The sequence below is a fragment of the Shimia aestuarii genome (assembly GCF_022814865.1).
In the GTDB taxonomy this organism is placed as follows: domain Bacteria; phylum Pseudomonadota; class Alphaproteobacteria; order Rhodobacterales; family Rhodobacteraceae; genus Shimia; species Shimia aestuarii_A.
The window spans coordinates 169,853-188,624 of record NZ_JAKVRD010000005.1 but is presented as its reverse complement, the minus strand read 5'-3'; the positions used below and the strand labels follow the sequence as shown (position 1 = coordinate 188,624).

The window sequence follows — 18,772 nt, the reverse complement described above, 5'->3', positions numbered from 1 at the left end:
GGGGTGCGTTAGTAGCCGGCCTCGCGATTGACGAGGTGCAGGAAAGGTTCGCCCGCCTCACCGCGGCGGATATTCTCGGCGATGACCTCGCTTGCCGTGCCGGGGCGGGTTTCCGAGGCGATATGCGGCGTGACCGTGACCTTGGGGTGGGCCCAGTAGGGATGGTCCGACGGCAGGGGTTCTGTGCGGAAGACATCAAGTGTCGCATGGCCTATCTGGCCCGTATCGAGCGCCGCGAGGAGCGCGTCGTCGTCGATCAGGGGGCCACGTCCGGGATTGATGATGCAGGCACCTTTGGGCATGAGCGCGAGGGTTTCGGCATTCAGCGTGTTCTCGGTCGCGGGGGTGTTGGGAAGGAGCAGCACAAGGATTTCCGCGGTGGAGAGCGCGGCGCGCAGGCCATCCGCGCCGTGAAGGCAGGTCAGGCCTTCGATCTCCTTCGGGTTGCGGCTCCAACCGGTGACCGGGAACCCGAGACTTGCCAGTGTCTCGCCGCAGGCGCGCCCGAGAGCCCCGAGGCCGAGGATCGTCACGGGGCGATTTTCGGCAAGCGGCGGTACGAAGCTGCGCCATTCGCCATCCTGGCCGTGAATGTGCAGGTCCATGCCGAGGTGATGGCGCAGCGTGTGGCCCGCCACCCACTCGCGCATGCCTTGGGTTAAGCCGTGATCGACCATACGGGCGAGCGGTTGGGTCAGGGTCGGGTTCGAGACCACGTCCTCGACCCCGGCCCAGAGGTTCAGCACGGCCTTGCAGCGGCTGTAGGGCGTGAAATCCTGCACGTCGCCATTGGGGGCATAGACGATGTAATCCACCTCATCCGGCGCGAATTCAGTGCGCAGGTCCACATCGAGACCAGCCTCGGCAAACGCTTTGCGTAGCGGGGTTTCGTAGGTGGCCCAGCGTTCGGGGCGGGCGGCGAAAAGGACGTTGATCATGTGGCGAATACTCCGGACATATCGGCGAAGCCCTTGATCTCGATCGGATTGCCGGAGGGATCGCGGAAGAACATGGTGCTTTGCTCGCCGGGCTCGCCGGCGAAGCGGGTGAAAGGCGCAAGGACGAACTCGACGCCGGCGGCCTCGAGCCGGGCTGCCAGCGCGTCCCAGTCCGCCTTGGGGAGGATCACGCCGAGATGCGGCATGGGCACGAGATGATCGCCGACATGGCCTGTCGCGGCGGTGGCGAAAGGGGTGCCTAGATGAAGCGAAATCTGGTGGCCGAAAAAGTTGAAATCGACCCAGGTCTCGGTGCTGCGGCCCTCGGTGCATCCCAGGAGATCGCCGTAAAACGCCCGCGCTTCGGCAAGGTCGGTGACGTTATAGGCCAAGTGAAAAATCGACATGGAGGTTCCCTTCGCTGCGTTTCGCCAGTGAGGCCATATCTGGCGCGCGGTGGCAACCCGTTCTCCCGAACTTCACCTTTGCGAAAATACTCCGGGGTGAGCCTTGCTTTGGCCGAGGCAATAGCAAGGCGAGGGGCTGGCCCCTCGCGGGCCCCGCGCGCGGCGCGCGTGGGGCCACGCCCAACGCTTTGAGGCGCGGCTTTGCCGCGGGGCAAAGGGGCGGGAGCCCGCCTTAGCGCGGGCGATGCACGTGGGCGCTCTGCACAAGACCGAAGGCGACGAGCAGCACCAGCATGGCCGAACCGCCGTAGCTCACGAGCGGCAATGGCACGCCGACGACGGGGGCCATGCCCATGACCATCGACATGTTGACGGCGAAAAACAGGAAGAAGGTGGCCGCAATGCCCAGCATGAGGAGCGAAGAAAAGCGGTCTCGATTGCGCAGGGCAGCGATGACACAAAAGACGATGATGAACCCATAGAGCGTCAGGAGGGACATCCCCCCGACAAAGCCAAATTCCTCGGCCAGTGTCGTGAAAATAAAGTCAGTGTGTTTCTCGGGCAGGAAGTTCAGCCGCGATTGTGTGCCTTGCATGAAGCCGCGCCCGGTCCAGCCGCCAGAGCCGAGGGCGATCTTGGATTGGGTGATGTGATAGCCTGCACCGAGCGGGTCGCTTGAAGGATCAAGAAACGTGTCGATGCGGCGATATTGGTAGTCCTTAAGGAGCTGCCACGTCGTGCCGCGCGACTGGAAGACGGCGGTCACGAGGCCGACGCCCATGGCGATCACGGCGGCGAAATAGCCCCAGTGGACGCCCGCCATGAACATCACCATGCCGCCCCCCGCGAGCAGGAGGATCGAGGTGCCGAGGTCCGGTTGGCGCAGCACGAGGGCTGTGGGCAGGAGGATGAGCGCGATCGGTGGCAAGAGCCAGAGCGGGCGCGACGTGCGATTGGGCGAGAGCCAGTCGTAATAGGCCGCAAGCGCCATCACGAGGGTGATCTTCATTAGCTCCGAGGGTTGTAGGCGCATGAAACCAAGGTCAATCCAGCGTTGCGCGCCCATACCGACGCTGCCCATCACTTCGACGAGGATGAGCAAGAGGATCGTGCCACCATAGGCAATCCACGAGAGGCTACTCCAGAACCAGATCGGCACCATGGCCACGATGAGCATCAGGGTCAGGCCCATGCCGAAGCGTTTGAGCTGGGGTTCGGCCCATGGATCCGGATTGCCGCCTGCGACCGAGTAGAGCATCAGGAAGCCAACCCCGGCGACGGCACAGAGCAAGAGGATCAGCGGCCAATGCAGGTAGAGGAGTTTGCGCGGGCCGGTGGGGACATGTTTGATCGAATACTCGAGATAGCTCATACCCGATCCCCCCCGACATTGCCGTCGCGATCAGGGATCAGGGCGTTGAGGCGCTCCTGCTGGCTCTTGATGCGGTCGCGGTCTTTCCTCGGGTAGGCCTCGAGCGGCGGTGTGCTGCCATGCAAGGCGCGCAGCGTAATGTCACGGGCGATGGGCGCGGCGGCGGTCGAGCCGCCCCCGCCGTGTTCCACCACGACGGCCACGGCAATGCGCGGCGCATCGTAGGGCGCGAAGTTCACAAAGAGCGCGTGGTCGCGGCGCTCCCACGGCAGGTCTTCGTTGCGAGTCACCCCGGCGGCCCGTTCGGCGGCGGTAATGTTGCGGACCTGGCTGGTGCCGGTCTTGCCTGCCATGCGGTAGGCATCGTCGATGATGCGGCTACCGTAGGCGGTGCCGCGGCGGTTGTTGGACACGTCGAACATCGCCTTGCGGATATGGCGCAGGTTGTTCTCGTTCACGCCAAGAGGCTCAGCGGGACCGCCGCCTGTCTCGACGCCATCAATGGATTTCACGAGGCGCGGCATGATCTCGCGTCCAGTGGCGAGGCGGGCCGTCATCACCGCCAGTTGCAAGGGCGAAGCGAGGACAAAGCCCTGTCCGATCGACGCGTTGACCGTATCGCCGACCAGCCACTGTGCGCCGCGCACGGTTTCTTTCCATTCGCGAGACGGGTTGAGGCCGCTGGCGATCCCGGAGAGCGGCAGGTCAAAGCGTTGTCCAAGACCAAGGCGTTCCGACATGGCCGAAAGCCTGTCGATGCCAAGCTCGAGCGCCACCTTGTAGAAAAAGACATCACAGCTTTCGCGGAGGGCTTGTTGCAGGGTCATGTGCCCGTGGCCGACCCGTTTCCAGCAATGAAACCGGCGGTTGGAGACCTCGAGGTGGCCCGGACACCAGACGGTGTCTTCGGAATCGATGACTCCCGCTTCGAGCGCGGCCAGCGCGGTGACCATCTTGAAGGTCGAGCCGGGCGGATAGGTGCCTTGAACGGATTTGGCGGCCAGCGGGCGATAGGTATTCTCGGTCAGGGCGCCGTAGTCGGCGACGGAAATCCCGGTGACAAAGAGGTTGGGGTCGAAACTCGGCGCGGAATTCAGGGCGAGTAGGTCGCCGGTTTCGCAATCCATGACGATGGCGGCGGCGCTTTCCTCTCCGAGGCGGGCCTGCACATAGGATTGAAGCGTTTGGTCCAGCGTCAGTTGCAGGTCGGCGCCGGGCTGGCCCTCGCGGCGGTCAAGCTCGCGCATGACGCGGCCCACAGAGTTCACCTCGACCCGCTTGGTCCCGGCCTTGCCGCGCAACAGGTCTTCGTGTTTGGCCTCGACGCCGACCTTGCCAAGCTGGAAGCGCGGGATGCGCAGGAGCGGATCCGGGTCCTCGATCTTGGAGAGATCATAGTCGGACACTGGGCCGACATAGCCGACGACATGGGCAAAGTCGCCTTTGATCGGGTAGCGCCGCGACAGGCCGACCTCGGGCGTGATGCCGGGCAGGGCGGGGGCATTGACGGCAACGCGGCTCATCTCTTCCCAGCTCACGTGATCGGCGAGCGTCACCGGTAGGAACGGCGCCGACCGGGCCATCTCGGTGCGGGCGCGTTCGAGCTTTACCGGATCGAGAGAGACGAGGGTCGACAGGTGGTCGATGACCTTGTCCACGTCGCCTGCGTCTTCTCGGACGATGGTGATGCGGTAGGAGGGTTGATTGACGGCGAGGGGCGTGCCGTTCCGGTCGAAAATCTCGCCACGTGTCGGCGGCAAGAGGCGGATGTTGATCCGGTTTTCCTCGGCCAGAAGGCGGTATTGATCGGCCTGATCGACCTGTAGATGCCGCATGCGCAGGCCGAGCATGGCCATGAATCCGATCTGCGCGCCACCAAGGAGAAGCGCGCGCCGGGTCAGGCGACGATGGCTTTCTGCCGTATCTGCAACGGGGCGTTTCATGGCTGCCTCGCAAAGGTGTCTCCGTCGCCAGGTTGTGGTTTGCGCAGGCCAAGCAGGAACTGCGAGGCGAAGACCACAACCGGATAGGCGACGATGCTTGTCACAAGGCGCATGAGGGCAAGGCCAAGTGGCGGCTGATCAAGCAGGAAGATAGCATAGGCGAGCCGTTCTGCCAGCGCGATGGCAATCATCAGCGCAGCAATGGTCAGCCATTCATTGGGGAAGGAGGCATCGCGCAGTGCGATGGTTCTTTTGCGCAGGGCCTGGCGGGCGATGACCATGAACGCCGCGAGCAACCCCGGCGGGCGCATCAGGAGGAAGTCGGCCAAGAGCACCACGGCGCCCACAGCAAGCACCGGCACATAGTCCGGGCGGCGCGCGGCCCATGCGAGGGTCAGGACCATGATCCAGTCAGGCCCGGCCCAGCCACGCGGCACGGTCTGAAACGGCAGCAGCGCCAGCGCAAGGCACAGGAGCGACAGCCCGATATAGGCAAGCCGCATGGGCCATTTCGGAGAGCGTGCGCCAGACTCAGCCATTGTCCCCCTCCGTGGCCTCGGACGACGGGGCAGGGGCAGAGGAGGCAGCAGGCAGTTCGGGACCAATCAGGGCGCCGGGATTGTGGATGCGTTCGCGTCCGTGATGGCGCAGCACGCGCAGGTATTCGAGCCGCTCGTAATCGGCGGCAAGGCGGACACGCAGGCGACCACCGGGATCGCTGGCCACCTGACCGACGAGGAGGCCGGGCGGGAAAACCCCTCCGTCGCCAGAGGAAATCACCCGGTCACCAGGCCGCACCAGTTCGCGGTTCTCGAGAAAGTCGATATGCGGCGCGGGGGTGTTGTCGCCGACCACGAGGCCGCGTTGGCCTGAGGGTTGGACGATCACCGGAATACGCGAGGAACTATCGGTGAGTAGGATCACGCGGCTTGTATTGTCACCAGTGCCAGAGACGCGACCGACGAGCCCGATGCCATCCATCGCCGCCCAGCCATCCACCAACCCATCGCGCGACCCGATATTGAGCAGCACGGACTGGCGGAACGGAGAGCCGCTATCAGCCAGAACAACGCCGGTGATGAAGGTCAGGCGCGGATCAAGGCGCACGTTGTTGAGATCGAGCAGGCGGGCGTTTTCCTGTTCGAGTTGAAGCGCGGCCTCTTTCCAGGCTTTCATTTGCTGCAACTCGCGGCGCAGCTCGCGGTTCTGCTCGGCAAGGCGTTGATAAGATTGCAGGTCTCTGAAGAGCGCGACGGTTGTCGTAACCGGGGTCATGGCCCAGTCAAACGAGGGCATGACGCGGTCGACGACTTGGGCGCGGAAGCGTTCAACGCGGGGAGAATCGATGCGCCAGACGAGGAAGATCCCGAGCAGAACAACGATCAGCACGCCCAGAAGAAGCCGCTTGAGCGGCGCGATATAGTCTTCGCCTTGTGTCCGATCCCGGGCCAAGCTTTCCCCTACTCAGGTTCGTTGCGCATGGTGCGCCAGACGGGCGGCGCGGGCCTCAGCTATCGTAGTCGATGGCGTGGCGCAGTTGCTTTTCGTATTCAAGCGCCTTGCCGGTGCCCATGGCAACACAGTTCAGCGATTCATCGGCGATGGAGACGCCGAGGCCGGTCTGTTCGCGCAGGGCGAGGTCGAGGTCGCCGAGGAGGGCGCCACCGCCGGTCAGCATCACGCCACGATCGACGATGTCGGCGGCGAGGTCCGGCGGCGTTGCTTCGAGCGCGGTCATCACGGCTTCGCAAATCTGCTGCACCGGTTCGGCAAGCGCTTCGGCCACCTGGGCCTGTGAAATCTCGGTCTCTTTGGGCACGCCGTTCAGAAGGTCGCGGCCGCGGATTTGCATCGAGGTGCCACGCCCGTCATCGGGCATGCGGGCGGTGCCGATCTGGGTCTTGATGCGTTCCGCGGTCGACTCTCCGACAAGGAGGTTCTGGTTGCGGCGCAGGTAGTTGATGATCGCCTCGTCCATGCGGTCGCCACCGACGCGGACAGAGCGCGCGTAGACGATATCGCCAAGCGAGAGAACGGCGACTTCGGTCGTGCCGCCGCCGATGTCGACGACCATGTTGCCGGTCGGATCGGTGATCGGCATGCCAGCCCCGATGGCGGCTGCGATGGGTTCGGCGATGAGGCCTGCGCGGCGGGCGCCAGCGGACAGAACCGATTGACGAATAGCCCTTTTTTCAACGGGGGTTGCGCCGTGGGGCACGCAGACGATGATCTTGGGCTTGGAGAAGGTCGAGCGTTTGTGGACCTTGCGGATGAAGTGTTTGATCATCTCTTCGGCCACGTCGAAATCGGCGATCACGCCGTCGCGCATCGGGCGGATGGCCTCGATGGAGCCGGGGGTTCGACCAAGCATCAGTTTGGCGTCTTCACCGACGGCGAGAACCTTCTTGACGCCGTCCTTGACGTGATAGGCGACCACGGAGGGTTCGGACAGGATCACGCCCTTCCCCTTGACATAGACCAGCGTGTTCGCCGTTCCGAGGTCGATGGCCATGTCGGAGGTGAACAGACCGCCCAGATTTCCCAGCATACGTATTTCTTCCCACAGAAATTCCATTTGGGCCCGCGACTCTGCAAATCCCGGGCCGATGCCCCTTATAGTCATGGGAGGGGGCGACGGAAAGGCCACATGAGGGGAAATCAGCGTGTTTCCGCCCGTGATTCATGGGTCAGGTTAACGCATTGGCAGACCGGGAAACGCGGATCGGTATCACGTCGGTATTCCGTCGGTATCGCGTCTGTGCGGTTTCGCGCGGCGGCGAGGTGAACGGTACGCGCGCTCAGGGAGTGAATTCGCCGCAAAGAGAGCGTTCGAGGTGGGCGCGGCGGGTGGCTGGATCGTGGCTTTCGGCGAGGGTATAGGCGAGTTTGGCATAGGCGGCCTCGACCGTCATGTCGCGCCCGTCAATCACGCCATGATCGAGGAGGATCGCGGCGGCGGCGTAGGTGCCAAGGACCATGCCGCCCTCGGGACATTGAGACACGGCGAGCACGGGGATGTCGCGGGCGCGGGCGGTGGCGAGCGCGCGGGCGAGGCCGGGGGTTCCGGGGACGGTGCCCGAGCCGTAGCAACGCAGGATCAACCCGTCACAGGTCTCGGCAGCATGTTGGAAGAGGTCGGTTGGGACGCCGGGTGCGACCGAGAGAAAGGCCGTTTTGGCCGGGCCGGTCGTATGGCGCAGGAGCGTATCCCCAAGGCGGCGCGGAGCGATGTCGGAGGGATCGGCCGCAAAGGCATCCAAGGCGCGGGAATGGGATTTGCGCACCCGCGCGCCATGCAAGAGGCGTCCGGCAAATTGCACCCAGACCCCGGCGGGCGCGCCATGCGCCGCAACGATCGCGTCGAGGAGGTTCTGTCCGCCGTCCGAGCCCTCGACCGTGAGCGGCAACATTGCTCCGGTCAGGATCACCGGCTTGCCTAGCCCCTCAAGCGCGAAACAGAGCGCGGCGGCGGTATAGGCGAGCGTGTCGGTGCCATGGGTGACGAGGAAGGCGTCATAGGCGGCGTAGTGGTCCGCGATGGTCGCGGCGATGCGGCCCCAGTCGGCGGGCGTCGCGTTGGCGCTATCGATGAGCGGGGAGAGCAGGCAGAGGTCGACGGTATCGGGTGCATGGGCGGCGAGAAAACCCTCGACCACCCCCTCGGCCGGGGCAAATCCCGCGTCGGTCGCCACCATGCCAATCGTGCCGCCTGTATGGATCAGAAGGGTTTTCATGGGGGTTTCTCCTTCTGAGAGGTGCCCAAGGCCCTTCGAGGGGCCTTGGGGACCGTGTTTCGCAACACGTTTTTCAAGCGGTTTCGAAACCTCTTGGCGCTGGCTCAGCTCATGTCGCGATAGGAGATTTCGCGCGTGTCGGCGCCTTCGCCCATCTTGGCGCGCCGCACCAGCAGGCGGTTCAGCGCGTTGATATAGGCCTTGGCCGAAGCGACCACGGTGTCGGTGTCGGCGGATTGGCCGGTCACGACATTGCCGTTCTCCTCGAGGCGGACCGAGACGGTCGCCTGTGCGTCCATGCCTTCCGTCACGGCGTGCACCTGATAGAGCTGCAGGCGCGCCTCGTTGGGATGGATTTCGCGCACGGCCTTGAAGGTCGCGTCCACCGGGCCATCGCCATAGGCGGTGGCCGAGATGTCCTTGCCGTTGATCTCCATCTCGACGGTCGACTCGGCCTGACCACCAGTGCCGCAGATCACTTTCATCGACACCAGCTTGAGCGCATCGCTCTCGTCGTCCCCGCCCACACGCATCAGTGCGATGAGGTCGTCGTCCATCACCTCTTTCTTGCGGTCTGCGAGATCCTTGAAGCGCACGAACACGTCCTTGAGCTGGTTATCGCCCAGCTCAAAGCCCAGATGCTCGAGCTTGTCGCGCAGCGCGGCGCGGCCGGAGTGTTTGCCCAAGGGCAGCGAGGTGCCTGCGAGACCGATATCCTCGGGGCGCATGATCTCGAAGTTCTCGCGGTTCTTCAGCATGCCGTCCTGGTGGATGCCGCTTTCGTGGGCGAAGGCGTTCTTGCCGACGATGGCCTTGTTGAACTGCACCGGGAAGCCCGACACGGTCGCGACGCGGCGCGAGATGGCCATGATCTTGGTGGTGTCGACGCCGGTCGTCCACGGCATGATGTCGTGGCGGGTCTTCATCGCCATCACCACCTCTTCGAGGGCGGTGTTGCCGGCGCGTTCGCCGAGGCCGTTGATGGTGCATTCGATCTGACGTGCACCGCCTGCGACGGCGGCCAGCGCGTTGGCTGTCGCCATGCCGAGGTCGTTGTGGCAGTGGGTCGCGAAGATGACCTCATCGGCGCCCGGCACGGTTTCGATCAGGCGGCGGATCAGGTCGGCCGATTCCTCTGGCGCGGTATAGCCCACGGTGTCGGGGATGTTGATCGTGGTGGCGCCCGCCTTGATGGCGATCTCGATCACGCGGCAGAGATAGTCCCATTCGGTGCGCGTCGCGTCCATTGGCGACCATTGCACGTCCTCGCAGAGGTTGCGGGCGCGGGTCACGGTCTCGTGGATCTTGTCGGCCATCTCGTCCATGGTCAGGTTCGGGATCGCGCGGTGCAGCGGCGAGGTGCCGATGAAGGTATGGATGCGGTTCTTCTCGGCGTGTTTGACCGCCTCCCAGCAGCGGTCGATATCGGCGAAATTGGCGCGCGCGAGGCCGCAGATGCGGCTATTGACAGCGTTCTTGGCGATCTCGCTCACGGCGGCAAAGTCGCCCTCAGAGGCGATCGGGAAGCCCGCTTCGATGATGTCGACGCCCATCTCGTCGAGCATGCCCGCGATCTCGATCTTCTCGTCGTGGGTCATGGTGGCGCCGGGGGATTGCTCACCGTCGCGCAGGGTCGTGTCGAAAATCAGGACGCGGTCCTGGGGTTTGGTATCAGTCATGTCGATTGTCTCGTGTTCTTCTGGGGTCGGCTATTCGGGGTCGGCGCTGTCCATACTGAGCGGCCCGCGCCGAAGCGCGCTCAGCGGAGGCTGAGAAGAAGAAGGAGGTCACGGGGACGCAGGTCGCGCGCGGCAACCTGTGCAATGTGGATATGAGAAACCCGTGTCATGGGGGCGGACTATACGGAACATGGTCCAAAAGGGAAGAGGCTTTTTGCAGATCGCGGCAAAGCAGGGCGATTGACTTCCACGCGTCCTGCGCCACCTTTGCCCCCCATGACAGGAACACGGGCATTGGTCATCGGCGCCTCGGGCGGTATTGGCGGCGCGCTTTGTGCGGCGCTTGCTGCACGCGGCGTGGCGGTGACGGGGCTATCACGGCGCGAAAACGGTCTGGAGATCACCGACGAGGCCTCGGTCGAGGCCGTGCTCGGCGGGGTGACACCGGGGGTCGACATGATCTTCGTCGCGACCGGGGCGCTTCATGGTGCGGGCCAGCCGCCAGAGAAATCCCTGCGCAGCCTGAGCGCGGCGGCGCTTGCGGATCAATACGCGGTCAATGCGATCGGCCCGGCGCTGATCCTGCGCCATGCGCCGCGCCTTTTGCGCCGCGACCGGCGGGCGGTCTTTGCGGCGATCTCGGCGAAGGTCGGGTCCATTGGGGATAACCAGTTGGGCGGTTGGTATAGCTACCGCGCGGCCAAGGCGGCGCTGAACCAGATCGTCCACACCGGCGCCATAGAACTGGCGCGTTCTCATCGAGAGGCGATCTGTGTGACGCTGCATCCGGGCACCGTGGCGACGCAATTTACCGCGGATCACAAGGCGCACCGGAAGCATAGCCCGGAGGAAAGCGCCGAGAACCTTCTTACAGTGCTCGAAAACCTCACTCCGGCCGACACGGGTCAATTCTATAGCTGGGATGGCACGCGTCTTCCCTGGTGAAGCGCCTTGTCTTCTTCTTGGTGAAAATACCTCAGGGGGTCTGGGGGACAGCGTCCCCCAGCCACGCCCAACGCTTTCGGGTGCAGCTTTGCTGCGCCGCGAAAGGGGCGGGAGCGCCCCCTCTCGATTAGGAATTACCCGTCGGTCTTGAGGGCGTTGTTTTCCCAGGTGCCAGAGCTTTCGTCGCCACTGGCATAGCGCATCGTGCCTTCGCCCTGACGTTTGCCGGATTTGAACATGCCTTCATAGACATCGCCATTGGCATAGGTTGCGACGCCGCGGCCGCTGATCTCGCCGTTTTGCCATTCACCGGCATATTTGAACCCGTCTTCCATGGTGATCTCGCCGACACCGTGGCGCTGGCCGTTGGCGAACTGGCCTTCATAGACCGAGCCATCCGGGTAGGAGGCGGTGCCGATGCCATGGCGCTGGCCGTCGACCCATTCGCCCTCGTAGCGATAGTCGCCGGTCTCTGTCGAATAGGTCATCACGCCCTGCCCGTGGTTGCGGGCATTGTGGAACTGGCCGACATAGGTCAGCCCGTTGGCGAAGGTTGCAGTGCCGGACCCTTCGATCACCCCGGCTTCCCATTCACCTTCATAGGTCGACCCGTCCGGGTAGGTGATCTTGCCAGTGCCATCGGCGAGGTCTTCGCGGAATTCTCCGACATAGACCGACCCGTCGGGATAGGTCACGGTGCCGTTGCCTTCGATATGTCCAGCGACCCAGTTGCCGACATAGTGATAGCCGTCCGCGCCTTTGAATTCGCCTTGGCCGTGGCGTTTGTCGGCTTCAAAGCTGCCTTCATAGGTGTCGCCATTGGCATAGATCACCCGACCTTGCCCTTGACGCTGTCCGGCGACGAGATCGCCTTCGTAAATATCGCCATTGGGCTGAATGAGTTTGCCCGTGCCTTCGATCTGGCCCGCTGCCCAGAGGCCTTCGTAGATGAGACCGTCATCGGTTGTCAGCACGCCTTGACCAGAGCGTTCGCCCGCGACGATCTCGCCTTGGTAGGTGGCGCCGTCGGGATAGCTGATGGTGCCTTGGCCTTCCTTGACGCCATTGACCCAATCGCCTTCATAGACGTAGCCACCGGGCGACAGCATGGTGCCCTTGCCGTGATGCATGGCGTTCTTAAACCCGCCCTCATAGCGCACCCCGTTGGCATAGACCGCGACGCCCTGGCCGTTGATCTTGCCGTCTTTCCATTCCCCTTCATAGGTGCCGCCGTCGGTAAATGTGATCTTGCCGATGCCTTCGGGTTTGCCTTTGGCGAACTCGCCGACATAGACCGACCCGTTGGGAAAGCGTGCCTGGCCTTCGCCGCGGATTTCGCCTTCGACCCATGCGCCCGTATATTCATAGCCATTGGGGAGGCGGTAGCTTCCGGTGCCGTGTTGCAGCCCGTCCTTGAAGGTGCCTTCATAGACGCCGCCGTCATCATATTGCTTGGTCAGGATTTCCCCATCCTGCGCCGCCACGGGCGCAGACCATGCACCCATGGCCATGAGAACGGCGAGAGTGATCGTCCGCTTTGTGATCGCCTGTTTTCTGCTCATATTCATCCCCTCGGGCCAAGCCCGGTCACGTGCGTGGCGTTTTGCGAATCCTAGAACAGGGGCGGTTTCGGGGCAACGCCTTTTGCCTTGGCTCTTCCCCTCACGCGTGCATCTGCTAAATCTGCGACGAAGAAATGCGACAGGAGAGCCTGATGGCCGACAGTTTCCGTCTCACCATGGCACAGGTCAACCCGGTGATGGGCGACCTTGAAGGCAACGCCGCCGAGGCGCGTCGCGTCTGGCAGGAAGGCAAAGCGGCGGGGGCGGACCTCGTGGCGCTGCCGGAGATGTTCATCACTGGCTATAACGCGCAAGACCTGATCCTCAAGCCAGCGTTTCAAGAGGCCGCAATGGCGGAGATCGAGGCGCTGGCCCGCGATTGCGCCGATGGCCCGGTGCTTGCCATTGGTGGGCCGCTGGCAGAGGACGGGGCGCTCTATAACGCCTATTTCGTCTGTCGCGGTGGCAAGATCGTGCACCGCCAGCGCAAGCACCACCTGCCGAATTACACGGTCTTCGACGAAAAACGCCTGTTCGATGCCGGGCCTCTTGGCGGGCCGTATGACGTGGGTGGCGTGCGGGTCGGCTCACCCATTTGCGAAGATGCGTGGTTTGAGGATGTCTCGGAGACCATGGAGGAGACCGGTGCGGAGATTCTCGTGGTGCCCAACGGTTCGCCCTATTATCGCGACAAGTTCGACCGCCGCATGAGCCACATGGTCGCCCGGGTGATCGAGACAGGCCTGCCGCTGGTCTATCTGAACATGGTCGGTGGTCAGGACGATCAGGTGTTTGACGGCGGCTCATTCGTGCTCAACCCCGGTGGTGAGCTGGCGGTGCAGCTCCCGGTCTTCGACAAGCGCGTGGTGCATGTGGATTTCACCCGCACCGATACCGGTTGGCGCGCGGCGCATGGCGAAAAGGCGGTGCTGCCCGCGGGCGAGGAACAGGATTACCGCGTCTGCACAGAAGCGCTGCGCGATTACATGGGAAAGACCGGGTTTTCCAAGGTGCTTCTTGGTCTCTCGGGTGGGATCGACTCGGCGCTCGTGGCGACGATCGCGGTCGATGCGCTCGGGGCGGAGAATGTGCGCTGCGTGATGCTGCCGTCGGAATATACTTCGCAAGGCTCGCTTGATGACGCAAAGGACATCGCCGAGCGATTGGGCTGTCGCTATGACTATCTGCCGATCTCCAGGCCGCGCGATGCGGTGACAGAGGCGCTGGCGCCCCTGTTCGAAGGCACGGCGCCGGATATCACTGAGGAAAATATCCAGTCCCGCCTGCGGGGGCTTTTGCTCATGGCGCTTTCCAACAAGTTCGGAGAGATGCTTCTCACCACGGGCAACAAATCCGAGGTCGCGGTGGGATACGCGACGATCTATGGCGATATGGCGGGCGGCTATAATCCGATCAAGGACATGTACAAGACACGGGTCTTCGAGACCTGCCGCTGGCGCAACGCCGTGCATCGCGACTGGATGAACGGCCCCGGCGGCGAGGTGATCCCGGTGTCGATCATCGACAAGCCCCCCTCCGCCGAGCTGCGCCCGGATCAGAAGGACGAGGACAGCCTGCCACCCTATGACGAGCTGGACGCGATCCTGACGATGCTGGTGGACGAGGAGCGCTCGGTCGCCGAGTGCGTCGCGGCGGGGTTCGCGCGTGAGACGGTGAAACGGGTGGAGCATCTGCTCTACATCTCGGAATACAAGCGGTTCCAGTCCGCCCCCGGCGCACGGCTTTCGAAAAAGGCGTTCTGGCTGGATCGCCGCTATCCGATCGTCAACCGCTTCCGCGACAAGAGCTAGACCTCTGCGCGCCCTATGCGGGCGCGTCTTGATAGGGCGAAAGGGGCGCTGCCCCTCTGGCCGCAAGCGGCCATTCACCCCGGAGGTATTTGGAACAGAGAAGAAGAGCGGGGGTCCGTTTCTTCTCTGCGAAAATACTCATACTGGACGTCTCCTGAGTCGATGTCTTTGCGGTGAGGGTGCGATGCCCGCGGTGGCGGGCCGGGGCGACCGGCCCCCTCGCGGGGGCGGGCGGCGCGTTCTTCCTTAGCCCAGAACCGTGAGCGGGCAGTCGGTCAGGAGGCGCTCGGCGTCGGCGCGGGTGCAGAGGTCGGTGGCGCCTGTCATCACCGCCGCGCTTGCCGCGGCCGCACCGCGTTGCAGGGCGGTGCCGGGGTCGGCACCCAGCGCCAGCGCGAGCGTGTAGGCGCCGACAAAACTGTCGCCTGCGCCGATACGGCTTTGCACCGGGACATCTGCGGCGGCGGCGTGAAGGGCGGTGGCGGCGGTGGCAAGGACCGAGCCATCGGCGCCACGTGCGACGATGACGGTGCGGGCCACGCCTTTGCCGACGAGGGCGCGGGCGAAACCGGCGGTGTCGGTGCGTGTGGGCAGGGGCGCGCCGTGCAGGGTCTCGGCTTCGTGCTGATCCATGCGCAGCGTGTCGAGACCGGGAGCCGGGCGCGCGACAAGCGCCTCGAGCGCGGTGCCGGACACATCCGCGACCACCCGCACATCGCGTCCGGACAGCAAAGCACAGAGCCGGGCGATGAAGTCGGGCGGTACGCCGGGCGGCAGGCTGCCGCTTGGCACGACAAAACCGCCGTCTGGCACGATGCCGGGAATCATGTCGAGGAGGCGCTCTACATCCGCCGCGCTCCAGTCTGAGCCGGGCAGGACAAAGCGGTATTGCGCGCCACTGTCGCGGTCTGTCACAGCGAGGCTCTGACGGGTTTCGCCGGGGGCGCGGAAGGGCAGGTAGGCGATGCCTTCATCAAGCAGAAGGTGGCGCAGCGTCTTGCCGGTCGATCCGCCCACGGCGACAAGGGCGCGGGTTTGCCCGCCAAGGGTTCGAATGGCGCGGGAGACGTTGATGCCGCCCCCGCCGGGATCGACAGCGGGCCGGTCGCAGCGCAATTTCGGCCCGGCCTCCACGTGGTCGACGGCGGTGGACATGTCCACCGCCGGGTTCAGCGTCATCGTCAGGATGTCCTGCAAGGGACGTGTCTCCGGTCTCTGGTCCGTTTGGACCTAGAGCATAAGCTGATAGCTCGCCGGAACATAGTGATACCCGTCGCCTCGGGTTTCGACATAGCCGATGCCGGGCCAAGGCATGTGATAGCCGACAAAGGGAATCTCGCTCCCGGCCATCATCGAGAGCATTTTGCGGCGAGTGGCGGCGGCGGCTTCTTTGTCGCGGTCGAATTTCACTTCCCAGTCGGGGTGGGCGAGGGACCAGACATAGTGGTTGGCGAAATCGGCACCGAGCACGAGCTGTTTGCCCTCGCTTTCGAGCATGTAGGCCATGTGGCCGGGGGTGTGGCCGAAGGCTTCGATCGCGGTCACGCCTGAGGCAACCGCATCGCCGCCCTTGATCATGGCGATCTTGTCTTCGAGCGGGCGGACCTTGGCTTCGAACGTGTCGTTGCCCGCCATGTCCCATGCGTCGAATTCGGCCGCACCCGTCACGTATTTGGCTCCGGCAAAGGTTTCTCCGCCGTCGCCCATCAGCCCGCCCACATGGTCGCCGTGCATATGGGTGATCACCACGGTGTCGATCTGGTCGGGGCGATAGCCTGCGGTCTCGAGGGCGGCGGTGATGCCTGCGGGGTTGAGGCCGGTGTCAATGAGGATCAACTCGGAACCGGTATTGACCACGGTCGGGGTAAAGAAGAACTGTGCCGCGTCGGTGGGAATATTGGCCTTGGCAGAGGCGGCGGCGAAGGTATCGGCATCGACGTTCATGCCGAAGATGGTTTGCGGATTGGGCACGGTGCGGGTTCCGGCCAGCAACGTGGTGACTTCGAACCCACCGAGTTTCACGCGATTGAAGCGGGTGGTGCCGACGCCCATCATCTCGGCAGCGGCGAGGGCGGGGGAGGCCGTTGCAGCGGCGAGCGGCAGGGCTGCTCCGCCAAGCAGGACTGAGCGACGATTGATATGGGGGGTCTTCAAGGGCATTTCCTGTGTCCTCCTGATATGTGCGTGTCTGAGAGGGTAGCGCGGAACGGCGCCGCCGCCATGTCAACTTTGTGTGTCCGGCGGGAACGGCACCTGGTGCGGGCTTCTTATGGACAAAACCGCGCGCGTATGAGAGGTAGCGCGCGATATCCGGAGATTCCCATGACCACGACACGTTTCGCGCCCTCTCCCACGGGCTATATCCATGTTGGCAACCTGCGCACTGCGTTGATGAACTTTCTCATCGCGAAGAAGGCAGGCGGCACCTTTATCCTGCGCATCGATGACACCGACCCGGAGCGCTCGAAGCAGGAATATGTCGATGCGATTCAGGAAGACCTTGAATGGCTCGGCATCACATGGGACCGGATGGAGCGCCAGTCGGCGCGGCTCGAGCGTTACGAGCAGGCGGCTGAAGAGCTGCGCGAGAAGGCGCGGTTCTACGAGTGTTTCGAGACGCCGACCGAGTTGGACCTGAAGCGCAAGAAACAGCTCAACATGGGCAAGCCGCCGGTCTATGACCGCGCTGCGCTCGATCTGTCCGAGGCGGAGAAAGAGGCGCTGCGCGCGGAGCGGGGCAACGGGCATTGGCGCTTTAAGCTCATTCAAGAGCGGATCGAATGGACCGATGGCATCCTTGGGGATCTGTCGATTGATGCGGCCAGCGTGTCGGACCCGGTTCTTATTCGCGGCGATGGGCAGTTCCTTTATACGCTTGCGTCGGTCTGCGATGACGTGGATTTCGGGGTGACGCATGTGGTGCGCGGGTCGGATCACGTCACCAACACCGCGACGCAGATTCAGATCATCGAGGCGCTTGGCGGGGCGGTGCCGGAATTTGCGCACCATTCGCTTTTGACCGGGCCGCAGGGCGAGGCGCTTTCGAAGCGTTTGGGGACACTTTCGCTGCGCGATCTGCGCGCCGCGGGCGTTGAGCCGATGGCGCTTGTCAGCCTGATGGCGCGGCTTGGGTCGTCCGATCCGGTCGAGTTGCGCGAGAGCATGGACGAGGTGGCTGATGGGTTCGATATCGGCCATTTCGGGTCGGCCCCGACGAAGTTCGACGAGCAGGATCTTTACCCGCTCACCGCACGCATCCTGCATGAACAGCCTTTCGCGGCGATGGCGGCGGATGTGAAGGCGGCGGGCGTGCCGGATGATCTGGCCGAGCAGTTCTGGGAGGTGACGCGCGAGAATATCGTCACGCGCAAGGACCTTGCCACCTGGTGGGATTTGTTCGCCAACGGCGCGGAGCCGGAGATTGACGAGGAAGACCGCGCGTTCATCGCCGAGGCGATGGCGCTTTTGCCCGAGGGGCCGTTTGACGGCGAGACCTGGGGCACTTGGACCAAGGCCGTGAAAGAGGCGACGGGCCGCAAGGGGCGGGGGCTTTTCATGCCGCTCCGCAAGGCGCTTACCGGACAGAGCAACGGGCCGGACATGAGCGCGGTGATGCCGCTTTTGCAGGTGGTGAAGGCGCGCGGATAAGGTCTGTCGCTTGAATGTGCGCGGCCAGGGCCGCGCGCAGGATATCTCGTCCCCGCGCCTCCGGCGCGGCTCCTCGGATGGCCTCCGGCGGGGATATTTTCAGCAAGAGGAAGATCCGGGCGTCAGCGCCTAAGGGACGGGTGTGCCTCGGCCAGCGGGATGCGCGTTGTGGCGAGGTGCGCGAGATGGGTATCGACCCGTTTGCGCAGGGCGTCGGTCGTGGTCTGGGCGCGCGGGTAGATCGGAGCGGAGCGGTCGTCGAGGATCGGGGCGGACCAGCCTGAGGTTGTCGCGAAGAAATGCGCCACGCCGGACGCGCCGAATTCCTGTAGGTAGCCTTGCACCACCGTGTCGATATAGGAGAGCAGCACCGGGTGTTCAGCGCTTGGGCGGCCGTGTTTGCCTTCGGGGACGGTATAGACGGCGATGTGGATCGGGTCGGGCGCGTCGTGGGTGACGTCATCGCAGACGGCGACGCGATCATAGGCGTGTTCGCGGATGTCGAGTGCGCGCCAGTCGTCGCCGGGCACATGCGCGATCAGCCCGTCGATGGCGCAGTCCGGATCGGGGATCGCTGTCAGATAGGCCACGGGTCGCAGGTCGGTATGGCGCCAGATTCGTCGCCAACCGAACAGTCGCGCGGGACGGGCCTGACCATACGCGTGGGTGGCGCGGTTCACGAGACTTCCATAGCCAAAGAAGTATTTTTGGTGCATATTGGCCGACATTCACT

At 64.1% G+C, this 18,772-nt stretch carries 16 protein-coding genes; 3 read left to right on the top strand and 13 right to left on the bottom strand.

All coding sequences use genetic code 11. The features are described from left to right. Window positions 1-8: 8 nt before the first annotated feature. The 9 genes from MK745_RS07370 to MK745_RS07330 form a co-directional block, all read right to left on the bottom strand. On the bottom strand, window positions 9-938 hold the full coding sequence (locus tag MK745_RS07370; RefSeq protein ID WP_243612640.1) for a 2-hydroxyacid dehydrogenase: 930 nt from the start codon (window positions 936-938) through the stop codon (window positions 9-11). Further along, window positions 935-1,345 carry a VOC family protein gene (locus tag MK745_RS07365; protein ID WP_243612639.1) on the bottom strand — a complete coding sequence of 137 codons (411 nt, stop codon included), beginning with the start codon at window positions 1,343-1,345 and terminating at the stop codon, window positions 935-937. Before MK745_RS07365 ends, MK745_RS07370 begins: the two co-directional genes overlap by 4 nt. A 232-nt stretch (window positions 1,346-1,577) precedes the next feature. Next, complete coding sequence (rodA, locus tag MK745_RS07360; protein WP_243612638.1) at window positions 1,578-2,717, bottom strand: rod shape-determining protein RodA; 1,140 nt, start codon at window positions 2,715-2,717, stop codon at window positions 1,578-1,580. Next, entirely contained in the window at window positions 2,714-4,660 is a 1,947-nt protein-coding gene (gene mrdA / locus MK745_RS07355; protein ID WP_243612637.1) for a penicillin-binding protein 2, read from the bottom strand. The genes rodA and mrdA overlap by 4 nt, the downstream gene beginning before the upstream one ends. Continuing rightward, a complete protein-coding gene (locus MK745_RS07350; protein WP_243612636.1) occupies window positions 4,657-5,199 on the bottom strand; it encodes a rod shape-determining protein MreD in 543 nt (180 codons plus the stop codon). Before MK745_RS07350 ends, mrdA begins: the two co-directional genes overlap by 4 nt. After that, window positions 5,192-6,112, bottom strand: a complete 921-nt coding sequence (gene mreC / locus MK745_RS07345; protein WP_243612635.1) for a rod shape-determining protein MreC — start codon at window positions 6,110-6,112, stop codon at window positions 5,192-5,194. Before mreC ends, MK745_RS07350 begins: the two co-directional genes overlap by 8 nt. A gap of 55 nt (window positions 6,113-6,167) precedes the next feature. Beyond that, window positions 6,168-7,208 (bottom strand): rod shape-determining protein, encoded by a 1,041-nt coding sequence (locus MK745_RS07340; RefSeq protein ID WP_243612634.1) that lies wholly within the window; start codon window positions 7,206-7,208, stop codon window positions 6,168-6,170. Window positions 7,209-7,458: 250 nt separating this feature from the next. Next, window positions 7,459-8,394: an asparaginase gene (locus MK745_RS07335; RefSeq protein WP_243612633.1), complete on the bottom strand. Its 936-nt coding sequence runs from the start codon at window positions 8,392-8,394 to the stop codon at window positions 7,459-7,461. A 104-nt stretch (window positions 8,395-8,498) separates the two neighbouring features. Beyond that, complete coding sequence (locus MK745_RS07330) at window positions 8,499-10,073, bottom strand: 2-isopropylmalate synthase (protein ID WP_243612632.1); 1,575 nt, start codon at window positions 10,071-10,073, stop codon at window positions 8,499-8,501. Between the two features lie 276 nt (window positions 10,074-10,349). Here MK745_RS07330 and MK745_RS07325 point away from each other — a divergent pair, with 276 nt between their 5' ends. Next, the gene (locus MK745_RS07325; protein ID WP_243612631.1) at window positions 10,350-11,018 is read left to right on the top strand and encodes an SDR family NAD(P)-dependent oxidoreductase; all 669 of its coding nucleotides are present in this window, start codon (window positions 10,350-10,352) and stop codon (window positions 11,016-11,018) included. Window positions 11,019-11,152: 134 nt separating this feature from the next. On the opposite strand, the gene MK745_RS07320 is transcribed toward MK745_RS07325, so the two are convergent. Continuing rightward, window positions 11,153-12,529, bottom strand: coding sequence for an MORN repeat-containing protein (locus MK745_RS07320; RefSeq protein ID WP_243612690.1), 1,377 nt, complete (start codon window positions 12,527-12,529; stop codon window positions 11,153-11,155). Window positions 12,530-12,732: 203 nt separating this feature from the next. On the opposite strand from MK745_RS07320, the gene MK745_RS07315 reads away from it, so the two are divergent. Then, window positions 12,733-14,391 (top strand): NAD+ synthase, encoded by a 1,659-nt coding sequence (locus MK745_RS07315; protein ID WP_243612630.1) that lies wholly within the window; start codon window positions 12,733-12,735, stop codon window positions 14,389-14,391. 246 nt (window positions 14,392-14,637) lie between these two features. Here the strand turns inward: MK745_RS07315 and MK745_RS07310 are convergent, their stop codons facing one another. Further along, complete coding sequence (locus MK745_RS07310) at window positions 14,638-15,588, bottom strand: 1-phosphofructokinase family hexose kinase (RefSeq protein WP_243612629.1); 951 nt, start codon at window positions 15,586-15,588, stop codon at window positions 14,638-14,640. 33 nt (window positions 15,589-15,621) lie between these two features. Then, window positions 15,622-16,551 carry an MBL fold metallo-hydrolase gene (locus MK745_RS07305; protein WP_243612628.1) on the bottom strand — a complete coding sequence of 310 codons (930 nt, stop codon included), beginning with the start codon at window positions 16,549-16,551 and terminating at the stop codon, window positions 15,622-15,624. A 162-nt stretch (window positions 16,552-16,713) separates the two neighbouring features. Here MK745_RS07305 and gltX point away from each other — a divergent pair, with 162 nt between their 5' ends. Further along, a complete protein-coding gene (gltX, locus tag MK745_RS07300) occupies window positions 16,714-18,039 on the top strand; it encodes a glutamate--tRNA ligase (protein ID WP_243612627.1) in 1,326 nt (441 codons plus the stop codon). A 122-nt stretch (window positions 18,040-18,161) separates the two neighbouring features. Here the strand turns inward: gltX and MK745_RS07295 are convergent, their stop codons facing one another. After that, window positions 18,162-18,767, bottom strand: a complete 606-nt coding sequence (locus MK745_RS07295; RefSeq protein WP_243612626.1) for a gamma-glutamylcyclotransferase family protein — start codon at window positions 18,765-18,767, stop codon at window positions 18,162-18,164. Window positions 18,768-18,772: the final 5 nt, after the last annotated feature.